The 18,874-nt window shown below is 63.6% G+C and carries 15 protein-coding genes; 5 read left to right on the plus strand and 10 right to left on the minus strand.

What is annotated here, in order from left to right:
* Positions 1-86: 86 nt before the first annotated feature.
* Both LIX93_RS01405 and LIX93_RS01410 read right to left on the minus strand, forming a co-directional pair.
* Complete coding sequence (locus LIX93_RS01405; protein ID WP_226502229.1) at positions 87-344, minus strand: hypothetical protein; 258 nt, start codon at positions 342-344, stop codon at positions 87-89.
* A 56-nt stretch (positions 345-400) separates the two neighbouring features.
* Positions 401-1,792 carry an MFS transporter gene (locus LIX93_RS01410; protein ID WP_226502230.1) on the minus strand — a complete coding sequence of 464 codons (1,392 nt, stop codon included), beginning with the start codon at positions 1,790-1,792 and terminating at the stop codon, positions 401-403.
* A 308-nt stretch (positions 1,793-2,100) separates the two neighbouring features.
* Here LIX93_RS01410 and LIX93_RS01415 point away from each other — a divergent pair, with 308 nt between their 5' ends.
* Complete coding sequence (locus LIX93_RS01415; protein WP_226502231.1) at positions 2,101-4,485, plus strand: TonB-dependent receptor; 2,385 nt, start codon at positions 2,101-2,103, stop codon at positions 4,483-4,485.
* Positions 4,486-4,683: 198 nt separating this feature from the next.
* Here LIX93_RS01415 and LIX93_RS01420 read toward each other — a convergent pair whose 3' ends face one another.
* Genes LIX93_RS01420 through LIX93_RS01435 form a run of 4 tightly spaced genes read right to left on the minus strand, consistent with a single transcriptional unit; the run spans position 4,684 to position 9,818 of the window.
* Positions 4,684-6,342, minus strand: a complete 1,659-nt coding sequence (locus LIX93_RS01420; RefSeq protein ID WP_226502232.1) for an ABC transporter substrate-binding protein — start codon at positions 6,340-6,342, stop codon at positions 4,684-4,686.
* 7 nt (positions 6,343-6,349) lie between these two features.
* Positions 6,350-8,029: an ABC transporter ATP-binding protein gene (locus tag LIX93_RS01425; RefSeq protein ID WP_226502233.1), complete on the minus strand. Its 1,680-nt coding sequence runs from the start codon at positions 8,027-8,029 to the stop codon at positions 6,350-6,352.
* Positions 8,026-8,904 (minus strand): ABC transporter permease, encoded by an 879-nt coding sequence (locus LIX93_RS01430; RefSeq protein ID WP_226502234.1) that lies wholly within the window; start codon positions 8,902-8,904, stop codon positions 8,026-8,028. The genes LIX93_RS01425 and LIX93_RS01430 overlap by 4 nt, the downstream gene beginning before the upstream one ends.
* On the minus strand, positions 8,901-9,818 hold the full coding sequence (locus tag LIX93_RS01435) for an ABC transporter permease (protein WP_226502235.1): 918 nt from the start codon (positions 9,816-9,818) through the stop codon (positions 8,901-8,903). The genes LIX93_RS01430 and LIX93_RS01435 overlap by 4 nt, the downstream gene beginning before the upstream one ends.
* A gap of 234 nt (positions 9,819-10,052) precedes the next feature.
* Between LIX93_RS01435 and LIX93_RS01440 the strand changes: the two genes are divergently transcribed.
* Both LIX93_RS01440 and LIX93_RS01445 read left to right on the plus strand, forming a co-directional pair.
* On the plus strand, positions 10,053-11,378 hold the full coding sequence (locus tag LIX93_RS01440; protein WP_226502236.1) for an LLM class flavin-dependent oxidoreductase: 1,326 nt from the start codon (positions 10,053-10,055) through the stop codon (positions 11,376-11,378).
* A gap of 28 nt (positions 11,379-11,406) precedes the next feature.
* Positions 11,407-12,360, plus strand: coding sequence for an NAD(P)-dependent oxidoreductase (locus LIX93_RS01445; RefSeq protein ID WP_226502237.1), 954 nt, complete (start codon positions 11,407-11,409; stop codon positions 12,358-12,360).
* A 160-nt stretch (positions 12,361-12,520) separates the two neighbouring features.
* On the opposite strand, the gene LIX93_RS01450 is transcribed toward LIX93_RS01445, so the two are convergent.
* Positions 12,521-13,492 (minus strand): threonine dehydratase, encoded by a 972-nt coding sequence (locus tag LIX93_RS01450; protein ID WP_226502238.1) that lies wholly within the window; start codon positions 13,490-13,492, stop codon positions 12,521-12,523.
* 106 nt (positions 13,493-13,598) lie between these two features.
* Between LIX93_RS01450 and LIX93_RS01455 the strand changes: the two genes are divergently transcribed.
* Complete coding sequence (locus LIX93_RS01455) at positions 13,599-14,381, plus strand: helix-turn-helix transcriptional regulator (RefSeq protein ID WP_226502239.1); 783 nt, start codon at positions 13,599-13,601, stop codon at positions 14,379-14,381.
* Between the two features lie 28 nt (positions 14,382-14,409).
* Positions 14,410-14,832 (plus strand): VOC family protein, encoded by a 423-nt coding sequence (locus LIX93_RS01460; RefSeq protein ID WP_226502240.1) that lies wholly within the window; start codon positions 14,410-14,412, stop codon positions 14,830-14,832.
* Between the two features lie 49 nt (positions 14,833-14,881).
* Here LIX93_RS01460 and LIX93_RS01465 read toward each other — a convergent pair whose 3' ends face one another.
* The 3 genes from LIX93_RS01465 to LIX93_RS01475 all read right to left on the minus strand — a co-directional run bounded on the left by LIX93_RS01465 (position 14,882) and on the right by LIX93_RS01475 (position 18,808).
* Entirely contained in the window at positions 14,882-16,186 is a 1,305-nt protein-coding gene (locus LIX93_RS01465; RefSeq protein ID WP_226502241.1) for a cytochrome c, read from the minus strand.
* An 11-nt stretch (positions 16,187-16,197) separates the two neighbouring features.
* The gene (locus LIX93_RS01470) at positions 16,198-17,973 is read right to left on the minus strand and encodes a GMC family oxidoreductase (protein ID WP_226502242.1); all 1,776 of its coding nucleotides are present in this window, start codon (positions 17,971-17,973) and stop codon (positions 16,198-16,200) included.
* Between the two features lie 118 nt (positions 17,974-18,091).
* Entirely contained in the window at positions 18,092-18,808 is a 717-nt protein-coding gene (locus LIX93_RS01475) for a gluconate 2-dehydrogenase subunit 3 family protein (RefSeq protein ID WP_226502243.1), read from the minus strand.
* Positions 18,809-18,874: the final 66 nt, after the last annotated feature.

Consider the following 18,874-nt stretch of genomic DNA (forward strand, 5'->3'; position numbering starts at 1 on the left):
CCGTCGGGTGCGGCTGGTCAATCGCGAGCCGGTATCGCTGGAGATAAAGGGTACAGTGGAGGCAGGGCAGGGTAGCAAACCGTCGGTCAACGCAATCGGGTCTTGACCAGGTTGATCAATGCATCACTGGCGTCGGCGGGCGCGATACCGCCAAAGGGCGCTGCCGGGCTGTACTCCATGCTCAGCTCGACCGCAGCGCCCAGGCTTTTTCCAGCAATCAGACCGCACAGCACCCACCCGGCTTCGTCCATGCGGATGACCTTTAAGTTGGCGCCTGCGGTGCGCCCAAGGATCTTCGAGCGCCAGGCGTGGGGGAGGTTTTTTGCTGCTTCGATCAGGTTCATGGGTGTCCGGGTGTGAGCGAGTAGCTGTTCGTGGATATGAAGTGGCGGGTGACCGCTCATGCGGTCGCTTGCGCACACCCCACCGGACCTTTTCGCAGCAGCACCAGCAAACTCGGCAACACCAGCGCACTGACGCTGGCCAAGACCGTCATCACCTGCTGATAGCCGGCCACGAAGTCGCCGCTGACGTGCTGCAATACCAAGGTGGAGACTGCCAGCCCGAGAGCGCCGGCGAGGTTGTGCAGCGTCCAGGACATGCCCATCGCCACGCCGCTGGCGTCGCCCGGCACGGCGGCGATGGCGGCCAGGGTCGAAGGGCCGAGGATGCAGGCCCAGCCGGCCCCCATCAGTATGAACGCGAGTATCACCCACCACCAAGGGCTGTGGCCGTCGAAGCCGCTTTGCAACAAGGCGGATGCGACCAGCAGGGCGAAACCGGCGAGCAACACCGGCCGCGTACCGAAGCGATCGGCCCAGCGCCCGGCCCAGGGTGACAAGAGTGCCAGCACCGCTGTGGTCGGCAACAACAGCAGGCCAACGGCGGCACTGGACAGGCCGCGTACATCGGCCAGATACAGCGGCATCAACAGAAACGCCGCGCAATAGAAAAACGCCAGGCCCGCGGTGGCCAGGCAGGCGCCGCTGAAGGCCGGGCGGGCGAGAAAATCAAAGCGCAGCAAGGGCGCTGCTACCCGGCGCTCGACCACTATCAGTATCACCAGCAGTAGGGCGGCCCAGGCCAGCAGGCCGAGAGTGGTGGGTGATGACCAGCCCCAACTGCCGCCGCGTACCAGCACCAGCACCCAGAACGGCAACGTCAGGGTCAATAACAACAGGCCGGCCAGATCCAGGCCCTGACCGTCATCCGCAGCAGCGGATTCCTCGACATGACGCCAGACCAACGCCAGCCCGATCAGAATCAACGGCACGTTGAGCAGGAACACCCAGCGCCAGCCCCAAGCCGCAACGATCAGCCCGCCAGCTACCGGGCCGATCGCCAGGCCCAGACCGTTGGCGCTGTAGAGCAGGCCAATGGCCTTGCCCCGTTGCCGTGCATCGAACAACGCATGGCCGACGATGGCCGTGGAGGCGGTGTACAGCACCGCGCACGCCAGGCCTTGCACGACCCGCCAGAGCACCAGTGCCGCGAGGCTGGCGCTCAGTCCGGCCGCCAGCGAGGCGATCCCGAACAGCAACATGGCACCGAGCATCATGCGCCGACGCCCAAATAGATCGGCCAGGCGCCCGGCGGTGACCATGAAGGCCGCCAGAGCCATGACGAAGGCGGTGATCAGCCACTGTGACCGGGTCAGGGCTATGCCCAGTTCCTGACCCAAGGCCGGCAAAGCGGTATTGACGATGGTGAAATCGATACAGCCGAGGAAACTGGCGATGGCCACGCCGATGAGCGCGAGCCAGGGATTGCGGCGGGGATTGGCAGCAGACATGAACAGCGTTCCTTGTTCTGGGTGAGGCATTCCTTGCCGGGGGGATTGTAATAGGCGCCGGGTAGCGGATTCTAATAAACCTTTGGTCCATGGTTATAACGGTTGTCAGTGCGGGGCGTAGAGGCCGCAGGACGATACATAAGGATATGTCTAAATGTTTCTTAATTTAAATATTTAGTATCGATAAGCTATATCGATCGGACGGCCGAACTCAATCAATTCGCAAGGATGCTCGCGACCGCTGCCAGCGGACCGCTCCTGCCCCCGGCACAGCGAAGTGCCGGGTCTGGAATCAAGGAAATCGGTTCATGCGACCCTTCCGCAAGACCCCTCTGTCCCTCGCCATCATGTCCGCCAGCCTGCTGTGCAACAGCACCTGGGCGGCCGACGCCGAGGTGGGCAACGATACCGAAGCCAAGCCCCTGAGCACGGTCATCGTCACCGGCACCCGGGTGCTGAAGCGCACTGCCAGCGACTCGCTGTCGCCTATCGATGTGATCAGCGGCGACACCCTGCGCAGCAGTGGTTCCGATGAACTTGGCACGGTGCTGGCGCGGTTGATTCCCTCGATCAACTTCCCCCGGCCCAGCCTGGTCGACGGTGCCGAACTGGCGCGTCCGGCACAGCTGCGCGGCCTGTCGCCCGATCAGGTGCTGGTGCTGGTCAATGGCAAGCGCCGCCACACCGGGGCGTTCGTCAACCTTGGCGGCGCCGTGGGGCGCGGCTCGGCACCGGCCGATCTGAACGCGATCCCGCTGTCGTCCATCGACCATATCGAAGTGCTGCGCGATGGCGCTGCGGCCCGTTATGGCTCGGATGCGATTGCCGGGGTGATCAACATCATCCTCAAGGATGCCAACCACGGCGGCGAGATTTCCGCCAAGTACGGCAGCTACAAAAAGGGTGACGGCATCCAGCGTCAGCTGAGCGGCAACACCGGTATCGCGCTGGGCGACCGGGGCTTCCTGAACTTCTCCGCCGAAGGTGCCGACAACGATTACACCAACCGCGCCGGCGACGATTACCGCAGTGCCAGCGTTGGTTCCACCACCTATGGCCAGCGTGTATTCCGCCAGGGCGAGCCCGCCACCGATGAAGGCAAGCTGTGGTTCAACGGCGAGTTCGACCTCAACGATTCCGCGCAACTCTACGGCTTTGGCGGCTACAGCAAGCGCCGTGGTGAAACGGCCGCGTTCTACCGCGCCAGCAATGCCTCCAACAACCTGCCCGCGCTCTACCCCAATGGCTACCTGCCGCTGATTCGCGGCACCCTCGAGGATCGCTCGCTGGTGGTCGGCGTGCGGGGCGAGTGGCTGGACGACTGGCACTACGACTTGTCTGCCAACTACGGCCAGAACCAGTACGAAATCAACACCCGCACCATCAACACCTCGTTGGGCCTGGCCACGCCGCGCTCGTTCTACAACGGCACGCTGAGCAATACGCAAAAGCAGCTGAGCCTGGATCTGTCGCGTGAATTCAACGTCGGTTTTTTGCCCAATCCGGTCAACGTGGCCTTTGGTACGGAGTACCTGCATCAGGATTACCAGATCGAATCAGGGGACCCCGCGTCCTATTACCTGACCGGCAGCTCCGGGTTGGGCGGCTTTCGCGATGCCGATGCCGGGAGTTACAGTCGGCATGACTTTGCCCAGTACCTGGATCTGGAAACCGACCTGACCGATCGCTTGAGTGTCTCGGCGGCAGCACGCCACGAGGACTACAGCGACTTCGGTTCCAACACCAGCGGCTCGCTGTCCGGGCGCTTCGCCTTGACCCCGAAAGTGGCGATTCGCGGCAGCGTGTCGACGGGCTTCCGCGCGCCGTCGCTGGCCCAGCAGAACTTTGCCTACACCTCGTCGCAACTGATCGGCAATACCGTGCAGGAGGCCGGTACCTTCGCGTCCAACAGCAAGGTCGCCAAGCTGCTCGGCGCCGAAGACCTGAAGCCCGAAAAGTCGCGCAACTACAGCCTGGGCGTGGTCTTCGAACCCACCGACAACCTGACCCTGACCGCCGATGCCTACCGCATCGACATCCGTGACCGGATCACCTTGTCGTCCAACCTGAGCCTCAATCAGGACGCGATCAATTACCTGCAGGCCAACGGCGTCGGCAACATCAACTACACCACGGCGCGGTACTTCACCAACGCGGTGAACACCAGCACCAACGGCATCGACCTGGTGGCCAACTATCGCTATCAACTGGACAGCGGCGTGCGCTGGAACAGCACGGTGGGCTACAACTACAACCACACCAAGGTCACCCACGTGGCGGCCAATCCGGGGATTCTCGATCAGTTGGGGCAGAACCTGCTGCGCGTCGATCGACGGGAGAAAGACGGGCTGCTGGGCGATACCACGCCGCAGCACAAATTGAGCCTGGGCAACGATTTCACCTATGACGCCTGGACGTTGCACAGCAACCTGGTGCGCTACGGCTCGTTCACCAGCTATCAGGCCAGTGAAGTCAACGACCAGACCTTCAAGGCGGCGTGGATCCTCGATCTGTCGCTGGATTATCGCTACCGCAACTGGCTGTTCACCCTGGGTGGCGACAACGTGACCGACAAGTACCCGGAGAAGCTCAACGCGTACAGCAACAGTGGCGGCAATCTCGCATACAGCACGTACTCGCCGTATGGGTATAGCGGGGCGTTCTACTACGCCAAGGTGGCGTATCGCTGGTGATTCTGCGCTTGCAGGGCCGGCCCCTTCGCCGCCGAACACGCACCCTTGCTCCCGCAATGGTGCGGTGTACACCTGTGGGAGCAAGGCTTGCCCGCGAAGGGGCCGGCCCTGCTTGCACAGGTACACCGCACCATTGTAGGAGCAAGGGTGCGCGTTCGGCGGCGAAGGGGCCCTCGAGCTCACCCCACAAACAGGCCCTTATCTGGCCTTTTCCTCACTCCACACGTCATACAAATTCGACGGCGCATCCAGCTGCACCTCGAAATTCAACCCGTGCAACGTACTGCGCGCCGCGAGCTGATAGTTGGGCGCGAACAGCGGGATGACGTAGGCCTTGTCCACCGCCAGCTTCTGGATCTGATCCAGGATCGGCTGGCGTTTGGCAAGGTCGGTGGTCGCTCGGGCCTGGTCGATCAGACCGACGATCTCCGGGTCCGGCGTCTTGATGCCGCGATACAAAAACCCGCTGCCACCCAGCACGTCACGTAGCGACAGCGCCGCATCCGATGGGTTGAGGGTGTTGGGATAGACATGCCAGGTGCCGTCGGCGATGGACTTGACCCATTCCCCCGAACTGATGATGCGCAGGTCCAGCTGCAGGTTCAGGTTCTTCTTTACCGCCGCCTGGATCTGCTGGATCAACAGATCCCGGTTGTCGCGCACATAAGGCTGCGGGTAGCCCACCTCGATGCGCAGGCGCTGGCCATCGCGGGTTCGATAGCCCTCGGCGTCGCGGCCGGTCCAGCCAGCGTCGTCGAGCAGCTTGTTGGCGCCTGCCACGTCGTTGCCCCAGGAACCTTTGAGGCCCTTGTTGTAGGCCGTGTTGTCCGGGCCGATGTTGGACCAGGCGCGCGGCACCGTGCCCAGGTAGATGTTCTTGACGATCGCTTCCAGGTCGAAGCCATCGCGCAGTGCCCGGCGCACACGCACGTCATCGGTAGGCGCGGCGGTGTAGTTGAGGTTAAGCGTGAACGATGTCTCTGCCGACGGCCCGGTGAGGAACTGGAAGCCCTGGGCATTCTCGAACAGCGCGCGATCGGTGGGCTGTACGCCTTCGATCAGGTCCACCTGCCCGGAGCTCAAGGCCCCCGCACGTACCGCGTATTCGGGCAGGAAGCGATAGGTGACCGAGTTCAAATAGGCCGGGCCTTGATGCGCGGCATAGGCCGGCGCCCAGTGATAGTTGGGGTTCTTGACGAAGCGCGCCGACTGGCCGCGCGTGTACTGGTCGAACACGAACGGGCCAGTGCCCACCAGGTTCGGACCGCCTTGGCAGAGGTCACCGCCCTTGGCCAGGGTCTTGGGCGACAAAAAGCCCAGCTTGACGCTCGACAGTGACTCGAGGAACGCCGAGTCAGCCTTGCTCAGCACGATCTTGACCTCATGGGGCGAGACCACCTCGGTGTGATCGTAATACTCCAGAAAGGCGGCGGCGTTGGCGGTGTGGGCCGGATCCCTGGTCCAGTCGAGGTTGGCCTTGACCGCCTCACCATCGAATGGCGTGCCGTCGCTGAAGGTCACGTCGTCACGCAGCGTGAAGCTGTAGCTCAGGCCATCGTCGGAGATGCGCCAGCTCTTCGCCAGCCAGGGCGCGAACGTGCCGTCGGCCTGCTTGCCGACCAACGAGTCGATGTAGTTGCGGATCACCAGGAAGGCATTCTGCTGCGACGAGTTGTGCGGATCGAAGCACACCGGTTCGGTGGTCACGCCAAACGTGATATCGCCGCCGTCGCGGGGCTTGACCACGCTGTTCTCGGTTTTGGCGACGCTCTTGGCGGGTTCTGAAGGGTTGTCGCAACTGGCCAGTAATGGGCTGATGGCAACGGCCAGGCAAAGCAGGGGAAGGGGTGCTCTCATGATGTCCTTAAGCGCAAGCAGGTGAAGCGGCCACGGTCGGCTGTGCCGACAACAGACGTTGGGTATAGGGATGTTGCGGGGCGTCGAAGACTTGCTGGACCGTGCCGTGCTCGACCACCTCGCCCTGATGGAACACCAGCACGCGATCGCTAACGTGGCGGATCACTTCCAGGTCGTGAGAAATGAACAGCAGGGCGATGCCGCGCTCGGCTTGTAACTCGCTGATCAGGTCCAGTACCTGCGCTTGCACGTACACGTCCAGCGCCGACACCGGTTCATCGCAGATGATCAGCGCGGGTTCTGCCGCCAGTGCACGGGCGATGGCGATGCGTTGGCGCTGACCACCGGACAGCGAGCGGGGATGGCGATCGAGATAGGCGCCGTTGAGGCCGACCTGGGTGAGCAGGGCGGTGACTCGCTCGCGTTGGCGATCCTGGGCGTGGAGGTTTTCAGCGATGATCTGCAGCACGCTGTAGCGCGGATCGAACGAGCTCAGCGGGTCTTGCGGGATGTACTGCATCTGCCGCCGCCATGGCCGGCGTTGCGCCTCGGGCACCTGGCTCCATGGCTGGCCGAGCAGCTGCACGCTGCCGCTGTCGGGTTCGAGCAGGCCGAGGACGATGTTGGCGCAGGTGGTCTTGCCGGAGCCCGACTCACCGACGATGCCCAGCACTTCGCCCTTGTGCACGCTGAACGAGGCGCTGTGCAAGGCGGTGAAACTCTCCTTGCGGCGGCCGAAACCGCCGCGCCGATAGTGCTTGCTGATGTTGTCGACGTGCAGCACCACCTGTTGTCGATCGATATGCCGACTCGGCAAGGCGCTGCGCTCGATGCGCAACGGTTGAGTCTCGTCGGCGGCCGGCAGCACCCGCGCCGAACTCAGGCGGGTGCCACGGGACTGTTCGCTCGGTGTCGCCGCCAACAGTTGGCGGGTGTAGTCGTGGCGCGGGCGGGTGAGCACTTGCGCCACCGGCCCGGAGTCGACCACCACGCCGTTGTGCATCACGTAAACGCGGTCGGCGATCTGCGCCACCAATGCCAGGTCGTGGCTGATGATCAGCAGCCCGGCACCACGGGCCACGCGGTCGGCCAAGACCGCGATCACTTGTTGTTGCACGGTCACATCGAGGGCGGTCGTCGGTTCGTCGGCGATGATCAGGCTTGGCTCGCCGGCGATGGCGGCGCCGATCAATGCCCGTTGGCGCAGGCCGCCGGACAGTTGATGGGCATATTGACCGGCGCGCTCCCTGGCTTCGGGGATGCCGACCTGCGCGAACACCTCGACCACCCGCTGTTCCACCTCGCGACTGCTCTTGAGCAAGTCGTGCACGGTGAGGACTTCGCCCGCCTCCTGGCCGATGGTGCGCAAAGGATCCAGCGACACCAGCGCATCTTGCATCACCAGCCCGGCCCAGCGGCCGCGGATCTGGCGCCAATCCTGCTCGGTGAAAGTCAGGGCATCGCGACCGGCGATTTGCAAGGTCCTGGCCTTGACCACGGCGCCATCACCGGCCAGACCCAACAGGCTGCGCGCGGTCAGGCTCTTGCCCGAGCCGGATTCGCCCACCAGGGCCACGCATTCGCCGGGCTGGATACTCAGGCTCAAACCGCGCACCAGCGGCGTATCGCCGTGCAGGGCCGGAAAGCTGATGCTCAGGTTGTCGATGTCTACCAAGGCCTGGGTCATGGCGCGAGCCTCCCTTCGAAGCGGCGCTGCAGGTAGCTGCCGACCACGGTAAAAGAGATCACCGTGAGGGTGATGGCCACGCCGGGGAACACGCTCGGCCACCAGGCCACGCGCAGCACGTCACGGCCTTCGGCGAGCATCACGCCCCATTCCGGTGTCGGTGGTTGCGGGCCAAGACCCAGGAAGCTGAGGCCGGAGACGGCGATGATCGAGCTGCCGATATCGATGGTCGCCACGATTGGAATGGCCACCAGCACGTTGGGCAGCAAGTGGCGCAGGAACACCTTGCCCCGCGACTGCCCGTAGAGCACCGCATGGCGCACGTAATCGGCGTTGCGCACCAGTTGCGTCTGGCTGCGGATCAGGCGCCCGAACTTGGGAATCCCGGCGATACCGATAGCCACTGCGACGTTCATCAAGCCAGGGCCGATCAGGGCGATCACCAGCAAGGCCAGCAACACGTTAGGGAAGGCCGAGAGCATGTCGAACAGGCGTGAGGCGACTTCGTCGAGCCAGCGGTTTTTCATGCCGGCGAGCAAACCCAACAGGGTGCCGACCACCAGGCTCAGGAGCATGCCGGCGATGCCGATCAGCAGCGAATAGCGCGTGCCGTAGACTACGCGGGCGAACACGTCGCGGCCGAGCCGATCGGTGCCGAACCAGTGCACCAGGCTCGGTGCCTGCAGGCCGATGGTGACGTCGCCCGACAGTGGATCGTAGCCGGTCAGCCAGAACGGCACGACCAGGGCGATGGCCAGCGCCAGCAAGAACGCCGCGCTCAGCACTACGCCCAGAGGCGGTTTGCGGCGCGTCGACGGGGCTGCTGCAATAGCGCCGGCTTCATCCGACGCGAAGGTGGAGACAGTCTGGGTCATTGGCTTCTGAGCCTCGGATCGATGAGCAGATACAGAACATCCAGCAGCGTCGAGATCGCTACGTAGATAAAGGCCGCCACCAGCACCACGGCCAACACCACCGGCACGTCCTGGCTGGTGATGGCGTTGAGGGTGACGGTGCCGAGACCGGGCCGGCCGAAGACTTTTTCGGTGATCACCGCGCCACCGAGCAGGCCTCCCACCAGCCAACCGCCCAGAGTCACGATCGGTAGCAAGGCATGGCGCAGCACGTGGCTGAAGCGCAGTCGGGTTTCACTCAGGCCGCGAGCGCGCAGGGTGGTCACGAAGGGCTGCTCGAGGGCTTTCTCCATGGCCTCGCGCAATACTTGTGCAAGGATCCCAGCGGTGGGCAGCGCCAGGGTCACGGCGGGCAAGACCAGCGACTGCCAGCCATTGGCCCCCGACACCGGGAACCAGCGCCAGTGGAAGGAGAACAGCATCAACAGCAGGATGCCGATCCAGAACACCGGCATGGAGGTCATCACCAATTCCAGTGACGAGGCGATCTTGCGGCCCAGGGCGCTACGCCCGGCGGTGAGCAGCGCGACGGTAATGGCCAAAATCGCCGCCAATGCCCCTGCCGTCAGCGCCAGCTGCACCGTAGGCCACAGTTGCGATCCGAGAATGGCCCCCACCGATTGGCGCATCACATAGGAGGTGCCAAGGTCGCCATGCACCAGGCGGCCAAGGAAATCGAGGTATTGTGCGGGGAGGGATTTGTCCAGCCCCCATTCGGCGGCGATGGCTTCGCGCAAGCCGGGGTATTCGTTATCGCCGGCGAGGATATCGGCGATGTTGCCTGGCAGGGAGTGCAGGGCGGTGAAGGCCGCCGTTACGCTGAGCCACAACACCAGAACGCTGCTGAACAGCCGCGTGATTACGCTTTGCCACATAGATCTTCCTTTCAGTCGTCACCTCAGGGCGTGAGTGAAGGCGATCCTATAGGCGATACTCGGCAGGCGTCCAAGGCTGTTTAAGCATAAAAATATAATAAAAAAAATGCATGTAGATGGCTTTATAAGATTCTTTATGCTTATGGAATAAGCTTAGGCTTATACGGTTCTTCTGTATTTCTCCTGGGTTTTTATACTGACCGGCACTTTATAAGCCTGTCGCTGGAGCCGCCCATGAGCCGCCAGATTCACCTGTCCGCCTTCCTGCTCTCGGGTCCGGTGATCCATAGCCATGCCGTCTGGCGCCATCCGCAGACCGTCGGCAACTACCTCGACCCCGAGTACTACGCGCGCACTGCGAGGGTCGTGGAGGAAGGGCTGTTCGATTTTCTGTTCTTCGCCGATCGCCTGGCGGTGGGGGACCAGATGGGCGGCTCGCGGGAAACCGCCCTGCGCTACGGCGCCCAGGACGCCACCCGGCTCGACCCGCTGCCGATCCTCTCCTACCTGGTCGGCCAGACGCGCAAGCTGGGCCTGGGAGCGACGCGCTCGACTACCTATTACGAGCCCGCGCACATCGCCCGCGAGTTCGCCACCCTCGATCACCTGTCCAAAGGCCGCGCGGCGTGGAATATCGTCACCTCCATGAACGACAGCGAAGGGCGTCTGTTCGGCAAGGACAAGCACCTGGAGCACGACCTGCGCTACGACCGTGCGGACGAATTCGTCGAAGTCGCCTTGAAGCTGTGGCGCACTTGGGAGCGTGATGCGCTGCTGCTGGATCGCGAGCGCGGCATTCTTGCCGATCCTTCGAAGATTCACCCGGTCAAGCATCAGGGCGAGTGGTTTCGCGTCGAAGGCCCGCTGAATATCCCCCGCACCCCGCAGGGTCGGCCGGTGTTGATTCAGGCCGGTTCTTCGGGGCGGGGGCGGCGCTTCGGGGCGCGCTGGGCGGAGGCGATCTTCACCATTCATCCGCACCTCAAGGCCATGCAGGCGTTTCGCGAGGACGTGCGCAGCCAGGTGGTGCAGCAAGGCCGTAGTGCCGACAGCCTGAAAGTACTGACTGCGGTGATGCCCTTTATCGGCGGCAGCGAGGCCGAAGCACGGGCCAAGCGCGACAAGCACAACGCCTTGGCACGACCGGAGTTGGGCCTCGTCACCCTGGCCTCGCAATTGAACGTCGACCTGTCTTCTTTCGCTTTGAGCGCTACCGTCGGCGAGGTCGCCCGTTCGCCGCTGGTGCATGCCGCCGCGGCGGAAAAGCTCCTGTCCCAGGGCCCGGACCTGACGCTCGAAGCCTTGGGCCGATCCTTCGCCAGCAGTGTGCGGGTGCCGCAGTTGGTGGGAACCGGCGCGCAGGTGGCCGACCAGTTGGCCGAGTTGTTCGTGCAAGGCGGCTGCGACGGCTTCGTGATTTCTCCTGCGTTCTTGCCGGGCTCGTTCGGCGAGTTTGTCGAGAGCGTGATCCCTCATCTGCAGCGCAAGGGCCTGTTCCGTACCGCCTATGAGGGCTCGACCTTGCGCGAGCACCTGGGGCTGGCGGAACTGACGGATTGATCAGTTCACTTGATGGAGCAGCAGTGCAATGACAGGACCGGTAATCACCAGTCACCTCGAAGACGATTTCAACGATGCCCTCGAACAGCGCCTGGGCCGCAAGATTCAGCGCCTGCCCTGGGGCTCGGTGGACATCCCCGACAACACTGAAATCCTGCTGGCTTCGCCGATCGGCAAAGGTCCGCACCGCCATACACTGGAGCGACCGGCCAACTGGCCGCAGCACATCAAGTGGATCCAGCTGGTGTCGTCGGGCACCGATATCTTTCCACCGTGGTTTTTGCAGAGCGCGCGGGTCAGCACCGCGAGAGGTGTAGCCGCGCATTCGATCGCCGAGTACTGCCTGGCGGCGATCCTCTCGGTCAGCAAGGACTTGCCCAACCTGTGGGTCAACAGCCCTTTGCAATGGCAGTCGCGGCGCACGGCCACGGTGTATGGCTCTACCGTGGGCCTGGTCGGTCTCGGCGCGATTGGCGAGGCGCTGGCGCAAAAGGCGCTGGCTCTGGGGGCGCAAGTGGTTGCGGTAAGGCAATCGAAAAACCCCTCGCCGGTGGCCGGGGTACGCCTGGTGGGCTCGATCGCCGAGTTGATGGCGGTCAGTGATCATGTGGTGCTGGTGGCGCCGGCGACGCCATCGACCTACAAGATCATCGACGCCAAGGCTTGGGCCCATGCCAAGCCGGGGCTGCACCTGATCAACGTCGCCCGTGGTGAACTGGTAGACGACGATGCCCTGCTGGCGGCCTTGGCAAGCGGGCAAGCCGGCTTCGCCACATTGGACACCACCGCACCGGAGCCGCTGCCGAAGGGGCATCCGTTTTATAACCATGCGCAGATTCAGTTGTCTTCGCACACCAGTGCGCTGAGCTGGCTAACGCGCAAGAGTCTGTTGGAAAAGTTCGTCGCCAATCTGGCGAGGTATCAGGGTGGGCAGACGTTGATCGATGAGCTGGCGGTGGCGAAAGATTCGAGTGCTGCCTGATGTGAACAATATTGGGGTAGCGGGCTTGCGCGTTCGGCGGCGAATGGCAGCTCCACCACGATTGATTCTGAAGAGACGCGGCGCCGCTGATGCCTTCGCCGCCGAACGCGCACGCCCGCTCCCACGGGTATCAGGGCAGGGCTGATTCTGGGAGCGGTGCTCAGTGGTGGCGTGGATCAGCCAGGATCCGGGCATACACCGACCGATCAAGATTCGCGCCCGACAATATCACGGCGACGGTTTTTCCCTGTTGGCTGTTGCGCTCTTGCATCAGTGCCGCCAGCGCGGCTGCGCCTGCACCTTCCGCCAGGTTATGGGTATCGGTGTAATACACCCGCATCGCGTGCGCGACCTCTTCGTCGCTGACCGCCAGGAGGCGTGCGGCACCCGCGCTGTAGATCGCCAGCGCTTCGGGGATCGGCTTGCGTACGGCCATGCCGTCGGCGAAGGTGTTGGCGGTAGCGGTTTCTTGCAACTGGCCTGACTCGAATGACAGCTTGGCCGCCGCCGCTTCGCTGGACACCACCCCCACCACCTCGGTCTTCAGCCCCAACGCATCACGGGCCGCGATCACCGCACACACCCCCGAACCACAACCGATAGGCACGTAAACGGTATCCAGGTCAGGGACCGCGTTGAACAGCTCCAGCCCATAGGTAGCCACGCCTCGCACCAGTTCACGGTGGTAGGGCGGTACCAGATACAGGTCCTGCGCCACAGCCAGGCGCGCGGCCTCTTCGCGCGCTTCATCGAAGTCCCGACCACATTCCACCAGCTCGGCACCGAAGCCGCGCATGGCATTGTTCTTTTCCACCGAGTTGCCCCGAGGCACCACGATCAGTGCCCGCAGGCCCAGGGCTCTTGCCGCCAGCGCCAGGCTCTGGCCGTGGTTGCCGCGGGTAGCACTGACCACGCCGCGCACTCGCGGATGCGTGCACTTGAGCCAATGCATGAAGGTAATGCCGCCGCGTACCTTGAAGGCCCCAGTCGGCGTGTGGTTCTCGTGCTTGACCCAGACCATGCAACCCAGACGCTCGGCCAGCAAGGGCCAGGCGTATTGCGCGGTGGCGGGCATCACTTGGTAGACCTGGCGGGCGGCGTCTTCGATATCGTTGCGGGTCAGTCCGTGCATGGGGAGTTCTCTGTGCGGTTTCGTCTACTCTAGGGCGGCGACCCCCAGTGAGGCTTTCAAAAAACTGACCTGATCTTTTGCGCCGACCGCGAGTAAGATGCCGAGCATGACCGCTATTCCTTCATTGCCCGTTTACCCACCGGTGCACCGCGCTGAAGCGGGGCCGTGGGCAATCGAATTGCTGCCAGGGTCGGCCTACGAAGCCCGCTACGTGGCGCCCCAGGCAGCCATCGGCTTTGCCTTCGACAGCCAGCGCGGCGTGCATGCCATCGCCAGCGACCGGGTGCGACCTTTCCAAGCGATACCCAATGGCCTGGCCTTGGTGCCCGCGGGGTGCGATGTGTTTTCCGCCTCGCAACAGGGTGGCGAATACCTGCGAGTGATCCGCACCGATGGCGCGCTATTGCTGGGTGAGCAGGCGTTCAACGATGTGATCGATCAACCAGCGATTGCCTTGGCACAACGCATGCGCGCGGCGTTGCTGCGCGGCTCGCCGGAGGATGACTGGGAGGCCTGGGCGTTGGCACTGTCGGAGCGGGCAGGCGGCGTGCGGCAGCCAGTGGCTCCGCGCGGATCGATGACGCGCCAGCGCTTGCAACGGCTTGACGAATTCATCGATGCTCAACTGCAGGGCTCGCTGACCGTGCAGGCCATGTCCGGGCTGCTGGGGTTGTCCGAAGGGTTTTTCATGCGTGCCTTCAAGGCCGCCGTGGGCAAGAGCCCGCACAGCTATGTGATCGACCGGCGGATGGCCCGCGCCCGAGTGTTGTTGCAGGATCCGAGAAGGGGCCTGGCGGATATAGCGCTGGCGTGCGGGTTCGCTTCGCAGGCGCATATGGCGACGGTGTTCAAGCAGCGGCTGGGGGTGAGTCCCAGTCGGTTGCGCTGAGATTTTACTCATCAAGGAACGATAAAACATGCTCGTCAGAAACAAACTGGTGCCGGAGCTCATCATCACTGACTTGTCCAAGAGCCTGTATTTCTGGACCGAGCTGCTGGGGTTCACGATCGCCTATGACCGCCCCGAAGAGGGGTTCGCCTATCTGGACCTGCTGGGTGTACAGATTATGCTCGAGGAGCGCCGGCCAGCCGCACGGCAATGGCTGACGGATGACTTGCTCGCACCCTTCGGTCGTGGCGTCAACTTTCAGATCGAAGTGCCCGATGTCGATGCCATTCTTGAACGTCTTGGCAAGGTGCGTTGGCCGCTGTTCATGGCCTGTGAAGAGAAGTGGTACCGGGCGGGGGAGAGGGAGGTCGGGCAGCGACAGTTTCTGGTCCAGGATCCGGATGGTTACCTGGTGCGGTTAGCGCAGGATCTGGGTGAGCGCGCCTTGTAGCGGGTGGGGGGCTTTTCGCCGCCGAACGCGCGGCGAAAAGCCTGTTGGTTTACCGCGAAACCGACATCGGCTCGGCGACTTTCAACGCAGCCCGCGCCTTGCCCACCGCCTGTGCATCCACAGCCGGCGCCGCATTGCCCCAGCTGTTACGCACATAGGTCAACACCGCCGCTATATCTCCATCGTTCAACTTCCAGTCGAACGACGGCATGCCGGCTGCAGTGATGTTGCTCTCGGTCGCTACCGCACGACCGCCCTTGAGCACTGTGCTGATCATGTTCGACGCACTCGGTGAACGAATCCCCGAGTTGTTGGCGAACCCGGTGACCATGCCATCGATGCCTTCACCCTGCACGTTGTGGCAGGCCATGCAGTTGGCCTCGTAGATCAGCGCGCCACGCTTCATCAGCGGGTCGCTGGCGGCCACGGCGGTCGGTGCCTTGGCGCCCGAGCCCGGCAGCGACTTGAGGTAGCCGGCGATGGCCGCGAGGTCGGCATCGTTGAGGTACTGGGTGGAATTCTCCACCGCTTCGCCCATGGCACCGGCTGCCACTGCTTGGTGATTGCTGCCGGTTTTCAGGTATTGCTGGACTTGCGCGCTGCTCCAGTTACCCAGGCCCTGATGCGGGTTGCCGGTGATTTCCGGGGCATAGCCGCCCAGCAGTTCGGCACCTTGCAAGTAGGCCGAGGTGTCACCGCCCAAAGCATTTTTGCCAGTGTGGCAGGCGGCGCAATGGCCGGCACCGTCGACCAGGTAGCGGCCGCGGTTCCACTCGGCCGATTGCCCGGCGTCGGGCACGTACTGGGCGTTCTTGAAGAACAGCAGGTTCCACCCCAGCATGGCCAGGCGGATGTTGTAGGGGAAGCCCAAGGTGTTGGGCTCGGCGGCTTTTTCCACTGGCTTGACCGAACGGATGTAGGCCCACAGGTCATGCAGGTCGTCGTCACTCATCTTCACGTAGGCGTTGTAGGGCATGGCCGGGTACAGCAGTTGCCCGTCCTTGCGTTTGCCATGGCGCACGGCGCGGAAGAAGTCCCGCTCGGTCCAGCTGCCGATACCGGTCTTGGTGTCGGGGGTGATGTTGGTCGAGTTGATCACCCCGAACGGCGTCTGCAAGCCATAACCGCCAGCGAATGCCTGGCCGCCAGGCACGCTGTGGCACGCCGCGCAGTCGCCCTGGACCGCCACGTAAGCGCCGCGCTTGACCGCCGCGGCATCGGGCGCCGCGCTGTCGGCGGCGATGCGCTGGTTATCGGCGACATCGTCGGCGCTGCTGTTGCCGTTGGCGTACAAGGCCACCCCGACGCCCGCGAGCACCACCACTGCCAACCCTGCGAATATTTGTCGTTTCATCTCGCTGATCCTTATGCCTGTACCAGGGGGCCGGGGTTTTTCAGGTATTGCTCCTTGATCGCTTTGGCGGTCCACAGCGCAAGGGCGCCGATGGTGATCGTCGGGTTGAAGCCGCCGTTGTTAGGAAACGACGAGGCGCCGAGGACAAACACGTTGTGCACGTCCCAGCTCTGCTGGTAGCGGTTCAGGGCGCTGGTCTTCGGATCGGTGCCCATGACCACGCCACCGATGGTGTGCGACGAGTCGTTGGAGCGGAACGGCGTGTAGTGGTCATCGGCGAAGTTGTACGACTCCACATGGGTACCGCCCACCGCGTTGGCGATGTTCAGGCACTGCTTGCGCACGAATTCGCCGGAGCGCTTGTCGTTGAGGTTGTAGTCGAAGGTCATGCGCATCAGCGGGCGACCGAAGTTGTCCTTGTAGGTCGGGTCGAGGTCGAACCAGGCATCTTCGTGGGAATAGCTGGTGCCCTGGCCCTGGACCATCGCCCAGTTCTGGTAGCTGTGCTGGAAGGATTTTTTCCAGCCCTTGCCCCAGGTCGGCGCGCCTTTGGGCAGTACGCCGGCCATGCCGATCGGCAGGCCGTTGTTGGACAGCGACTGGATGCCGGCGCCGCCGATGAAGCCCAGGCCGCTGTGGTCGAAGTTGTCGGCGTTGAAGTCGTCGATCTGGATCGCCAGGCAACCGGTGTTGATGAACGGGTTAAGGTGCTCCTTCTCGAACCACAGGTAGGCGTAGGAGAGGGTCTGGAAACTGTAGTTGCGGCCGATCACGCCGGTCTTGCTGCGCGGATCGTACGGCTCACCGATGCCGGACAGCAGCATCAGGCGCACGTTGTCGAGCTGGTAGGCGGCGACGATGACGATGTCCGCTGGCTGCTCGCCGACGATGCCGTCCTTGCCGACGAAGCTGACGCCGGTGGCGGTCTTGCCGTCGGCGGCCTTGTTGATGTGCAGCACTTCGGTCTCGGTCATCACTTCGAAGGTCGGCTGGCGCATCAGGGCCGGCACGACGCAGGCGTTGGGGCTGCTTTTCGACCAGTTGCCGCAACCGAACATCTGGCAGTAGCCGCAATAGGTGCAGGGGCCCATGTGCACGCCCAGGGCGTTGACGTAGGCGCGCGAAATGGTCCCGGCCGGGACGGGGAAGGGGTGGTAGCCCATCTCGGTGGTCTTTTGCGTGAAGATGTCGTTCCAGCGGCTTGGTACCAGCGGCGGCGTCGGGAAGTCGCGGCTGCGCGAGCCTTCGAAGGGATTGCCGCCGGGGATGACCTTGCCGTTGATCACGCCCGCCTGGCCGCTGGTGCCGGCGATGCGCTCGAAGCGATCGTAGAACGGCTCGAGTTCGTCATAGGTGATGCCCCAATCCTGCACCAGCAGGCCGGGCACCAGTTGCTGCTTGCCGTAACGCTCGACGGTCTTGCTGTAGGGCTGGAAGTCGAACGGGTTGAAGCGCCACGAGGCCGCCGCCCAGTGGGTGCCGGCACCGCCGACGTTGTAGCCGAGGGTCAGGTTGCTCCACTCGCGCACCGGCAGGGCTTCCTGCGAGGCGTTGTTGCGAAAGGTGTAGGTTTCCAGCTTGGGCGGCTGGAGGATTTCCTTGCGGGTCGACCAGCGCAGTTCGTCGGTATCGATGGCCGGCGGAAAATCAGTGGCGGTGTCGCGCCAGGCGCCGCGTTCGATGGCCACGACCTTGAGGCCGGAGCGAGCCAGTTCTTCAGCGATGACGGAGCCGGACCAGCCGAGCCCGATCACTACTACGTCTGCTTTGGGTCTTGCGTTTGCCATGGGTCAATCCTTGATTGCGCGCAGCCGGGCACGACGGTCGAGTACGTACCGAGTGGCGAAAAATGGGTCCGGCCGGTAGGGGCGGCCGCCAGGTGTGGCTGTCAACAGCGGTGCCGCATCAGCTCGCGTTGTCGAGCAGGCTGATCGGCTCGATGTTCAGCGCCATGCCTTTTTTGTGGACGTAGGGACGGTAGTCGTAGCGCGCGCCGGGGAAGCCGATCAGCTTCCAGCCGACCATGTCCTTGTTGCCGCCGTACATCGGGTCGGCCAGGTAGCCTTCGCGCACGTTTTGCAGCAGCAGGGCGAAAAAATCCGCGGCGGGCGTGCTCGGGAAGCTCAGCTTGCCGTCTTCCAGGGCGTGCAGCAGGGTGTCCTGAGTGTCGCCGTCCAGCGCGCTGAACAGCTTGCCGTGCTGGCTCTGGCAATATGCGGCCAGGTCCTTGAGACCGGCGCGATAGCGTTCGGCAGGGGTTTGCTTGAACTGCGGGCCTTGCTGCGGGGTGCCTGGCTTGTAGGGGCCGAGGCTGTAAGTGCTGGCGGCCTTGCCGAAGTCGCCGGCCAGCTCGCGGTCGATGAAGTCGACGCAACCGGCCTGGCTGGCGCTCATGCCAAGTTCGTCTTCGGGGATCAAGCGGTCGAAGATGGCCGCTACTTCCTTGGCTTCGGCAGCGCTCAGGTAGACCAGTTCACCTTTGCGCGGTGGCTTGGGCAAAGCGTCGGCGTCGGTGCCGATGGGCATCTGCGTGCGGGAACTGATGACACTCGCTCCTGCGGTACTGGCCACGCCCAGTGCAGTCAATTGCACGAGCGAGATCAAGGCGTCTCGTCTATTCATTTAGATATTCCTCAGGTATCACGGTGCGGTGCTTTCTCTGGATATTTCTATAGCAGGCTATTTAGT

The sequence above is a fragment of the Pseudomonas sp. MWU16-30317 genome, assembly GCF_020515695.1.
Lineage (GTDB): Bacteria > Pseudomonadota > Gammaproteobacteria > Pseudomonadales > Pseudomonadaceae > Aquipseudomonas.

Coding starts and splice junctions, on each gene's coding strand:
- LIX93_RS01470 (WP_226502242.1), bottom strand. CDS start 17,973: ATGGCAAACGCAAGACCCAAAGCAGACGTAGTAGTGATCGGGCTCGGC.
- LIX93_RS01420 (WP_226502232.1), bottom strand. CDS start 6,342: ATGAGAGCACCCCTTCCCCTGCTTTGCCTGGCCGTTGCCATCAGCCCA.
- LIX93_RS01425 (WP_226502233.1), bottom strand. CDS start 8,029: ATGACCCAGGCCTTGGTAGACATCGACAACCTGAGCATCAGCTTTCCG.
- LIX93_RS01405 (WP_226502229.1), bottom strand. CDS start 344: ATGAACCTGATCGAAGCAGCAAAAAACCTCCCCCACGCCTGGCGCTCG.
- LIX93_RS01450 (WP_226502238.1), bottom strand. CDS start 13,492: ATGCACGGACTGACCCGCAACGATATCGAAGACGCCGCCCGCCAGGTC.
- LIX93_RS01440 (WP_226502236.1), top strand. CDS start 10,053: ATGAGCCGCCAGATTCACCTGTCCGCCTTCCTGCTCTCGGGTCCGGTG.
- LIX93_RS01460 (WP_226502240.1), top strand. CDS start 14,410: ATGCTCGTCAGAAACAAACTGGTGCCGGAGCTCATCATCACTGACTTG.
- LIX93_RS01415 (WP_226502231.1), top strand. CDS start 2,101: ATGCGACCCTTCCGCAAGACCCCTCTGTCCCTCGCCATCATGTCCGCC.
- LIX93_RS01435 (WP_226502235.1), bottom strand. CDS start 9,818: ATGTGGCAAAGCGTAATCACGCGGCTGTTCAGCAGCGTTCTGGTGTTG.
- LIX93_RS01445 (WP_226502237.1), top strand. CDS start 11,407: ATGACAGGACCGGTAATCACCAGTCACCTCGAAGACGATTTCAACGAT.
- LIX93_RS01410 (WP_226502230.1), bottom strand. CDS start 1,792: ATGTCTGCTGCCAATCCCCGCCGCAATCCCTGGCTCGCGCTCATCGGC.
- LIX93_RS01475 (WP_226502243.1), bottom strand. CDS start 18,808: ATGAATAGACGAGACGCCTTGATCTCGCTCGTGCAATTGACTGCACTG.
- LIX93_RS01465 (WP_226502241.1), bottom strand. CDS start 16,186: ATGAAACGACAAATATTCGCAGGGTTGGCAGTGGTGGTGCTCGCGGGC.
- LIX93_RS01430 (WP_226502234.1), bottom strand. CDS start 8,904: ATGACCCAGACTGTCTCCACCTTCGCGTCGGATGAAGCCGGCGCTATT.
- LIX93_RS01455 (WP_226502239.1), top strand. CDS start 13,599: ATGACCGCTATTCCTTCATTGCCCGTTTACCCACCGGTGCACCGCGCT.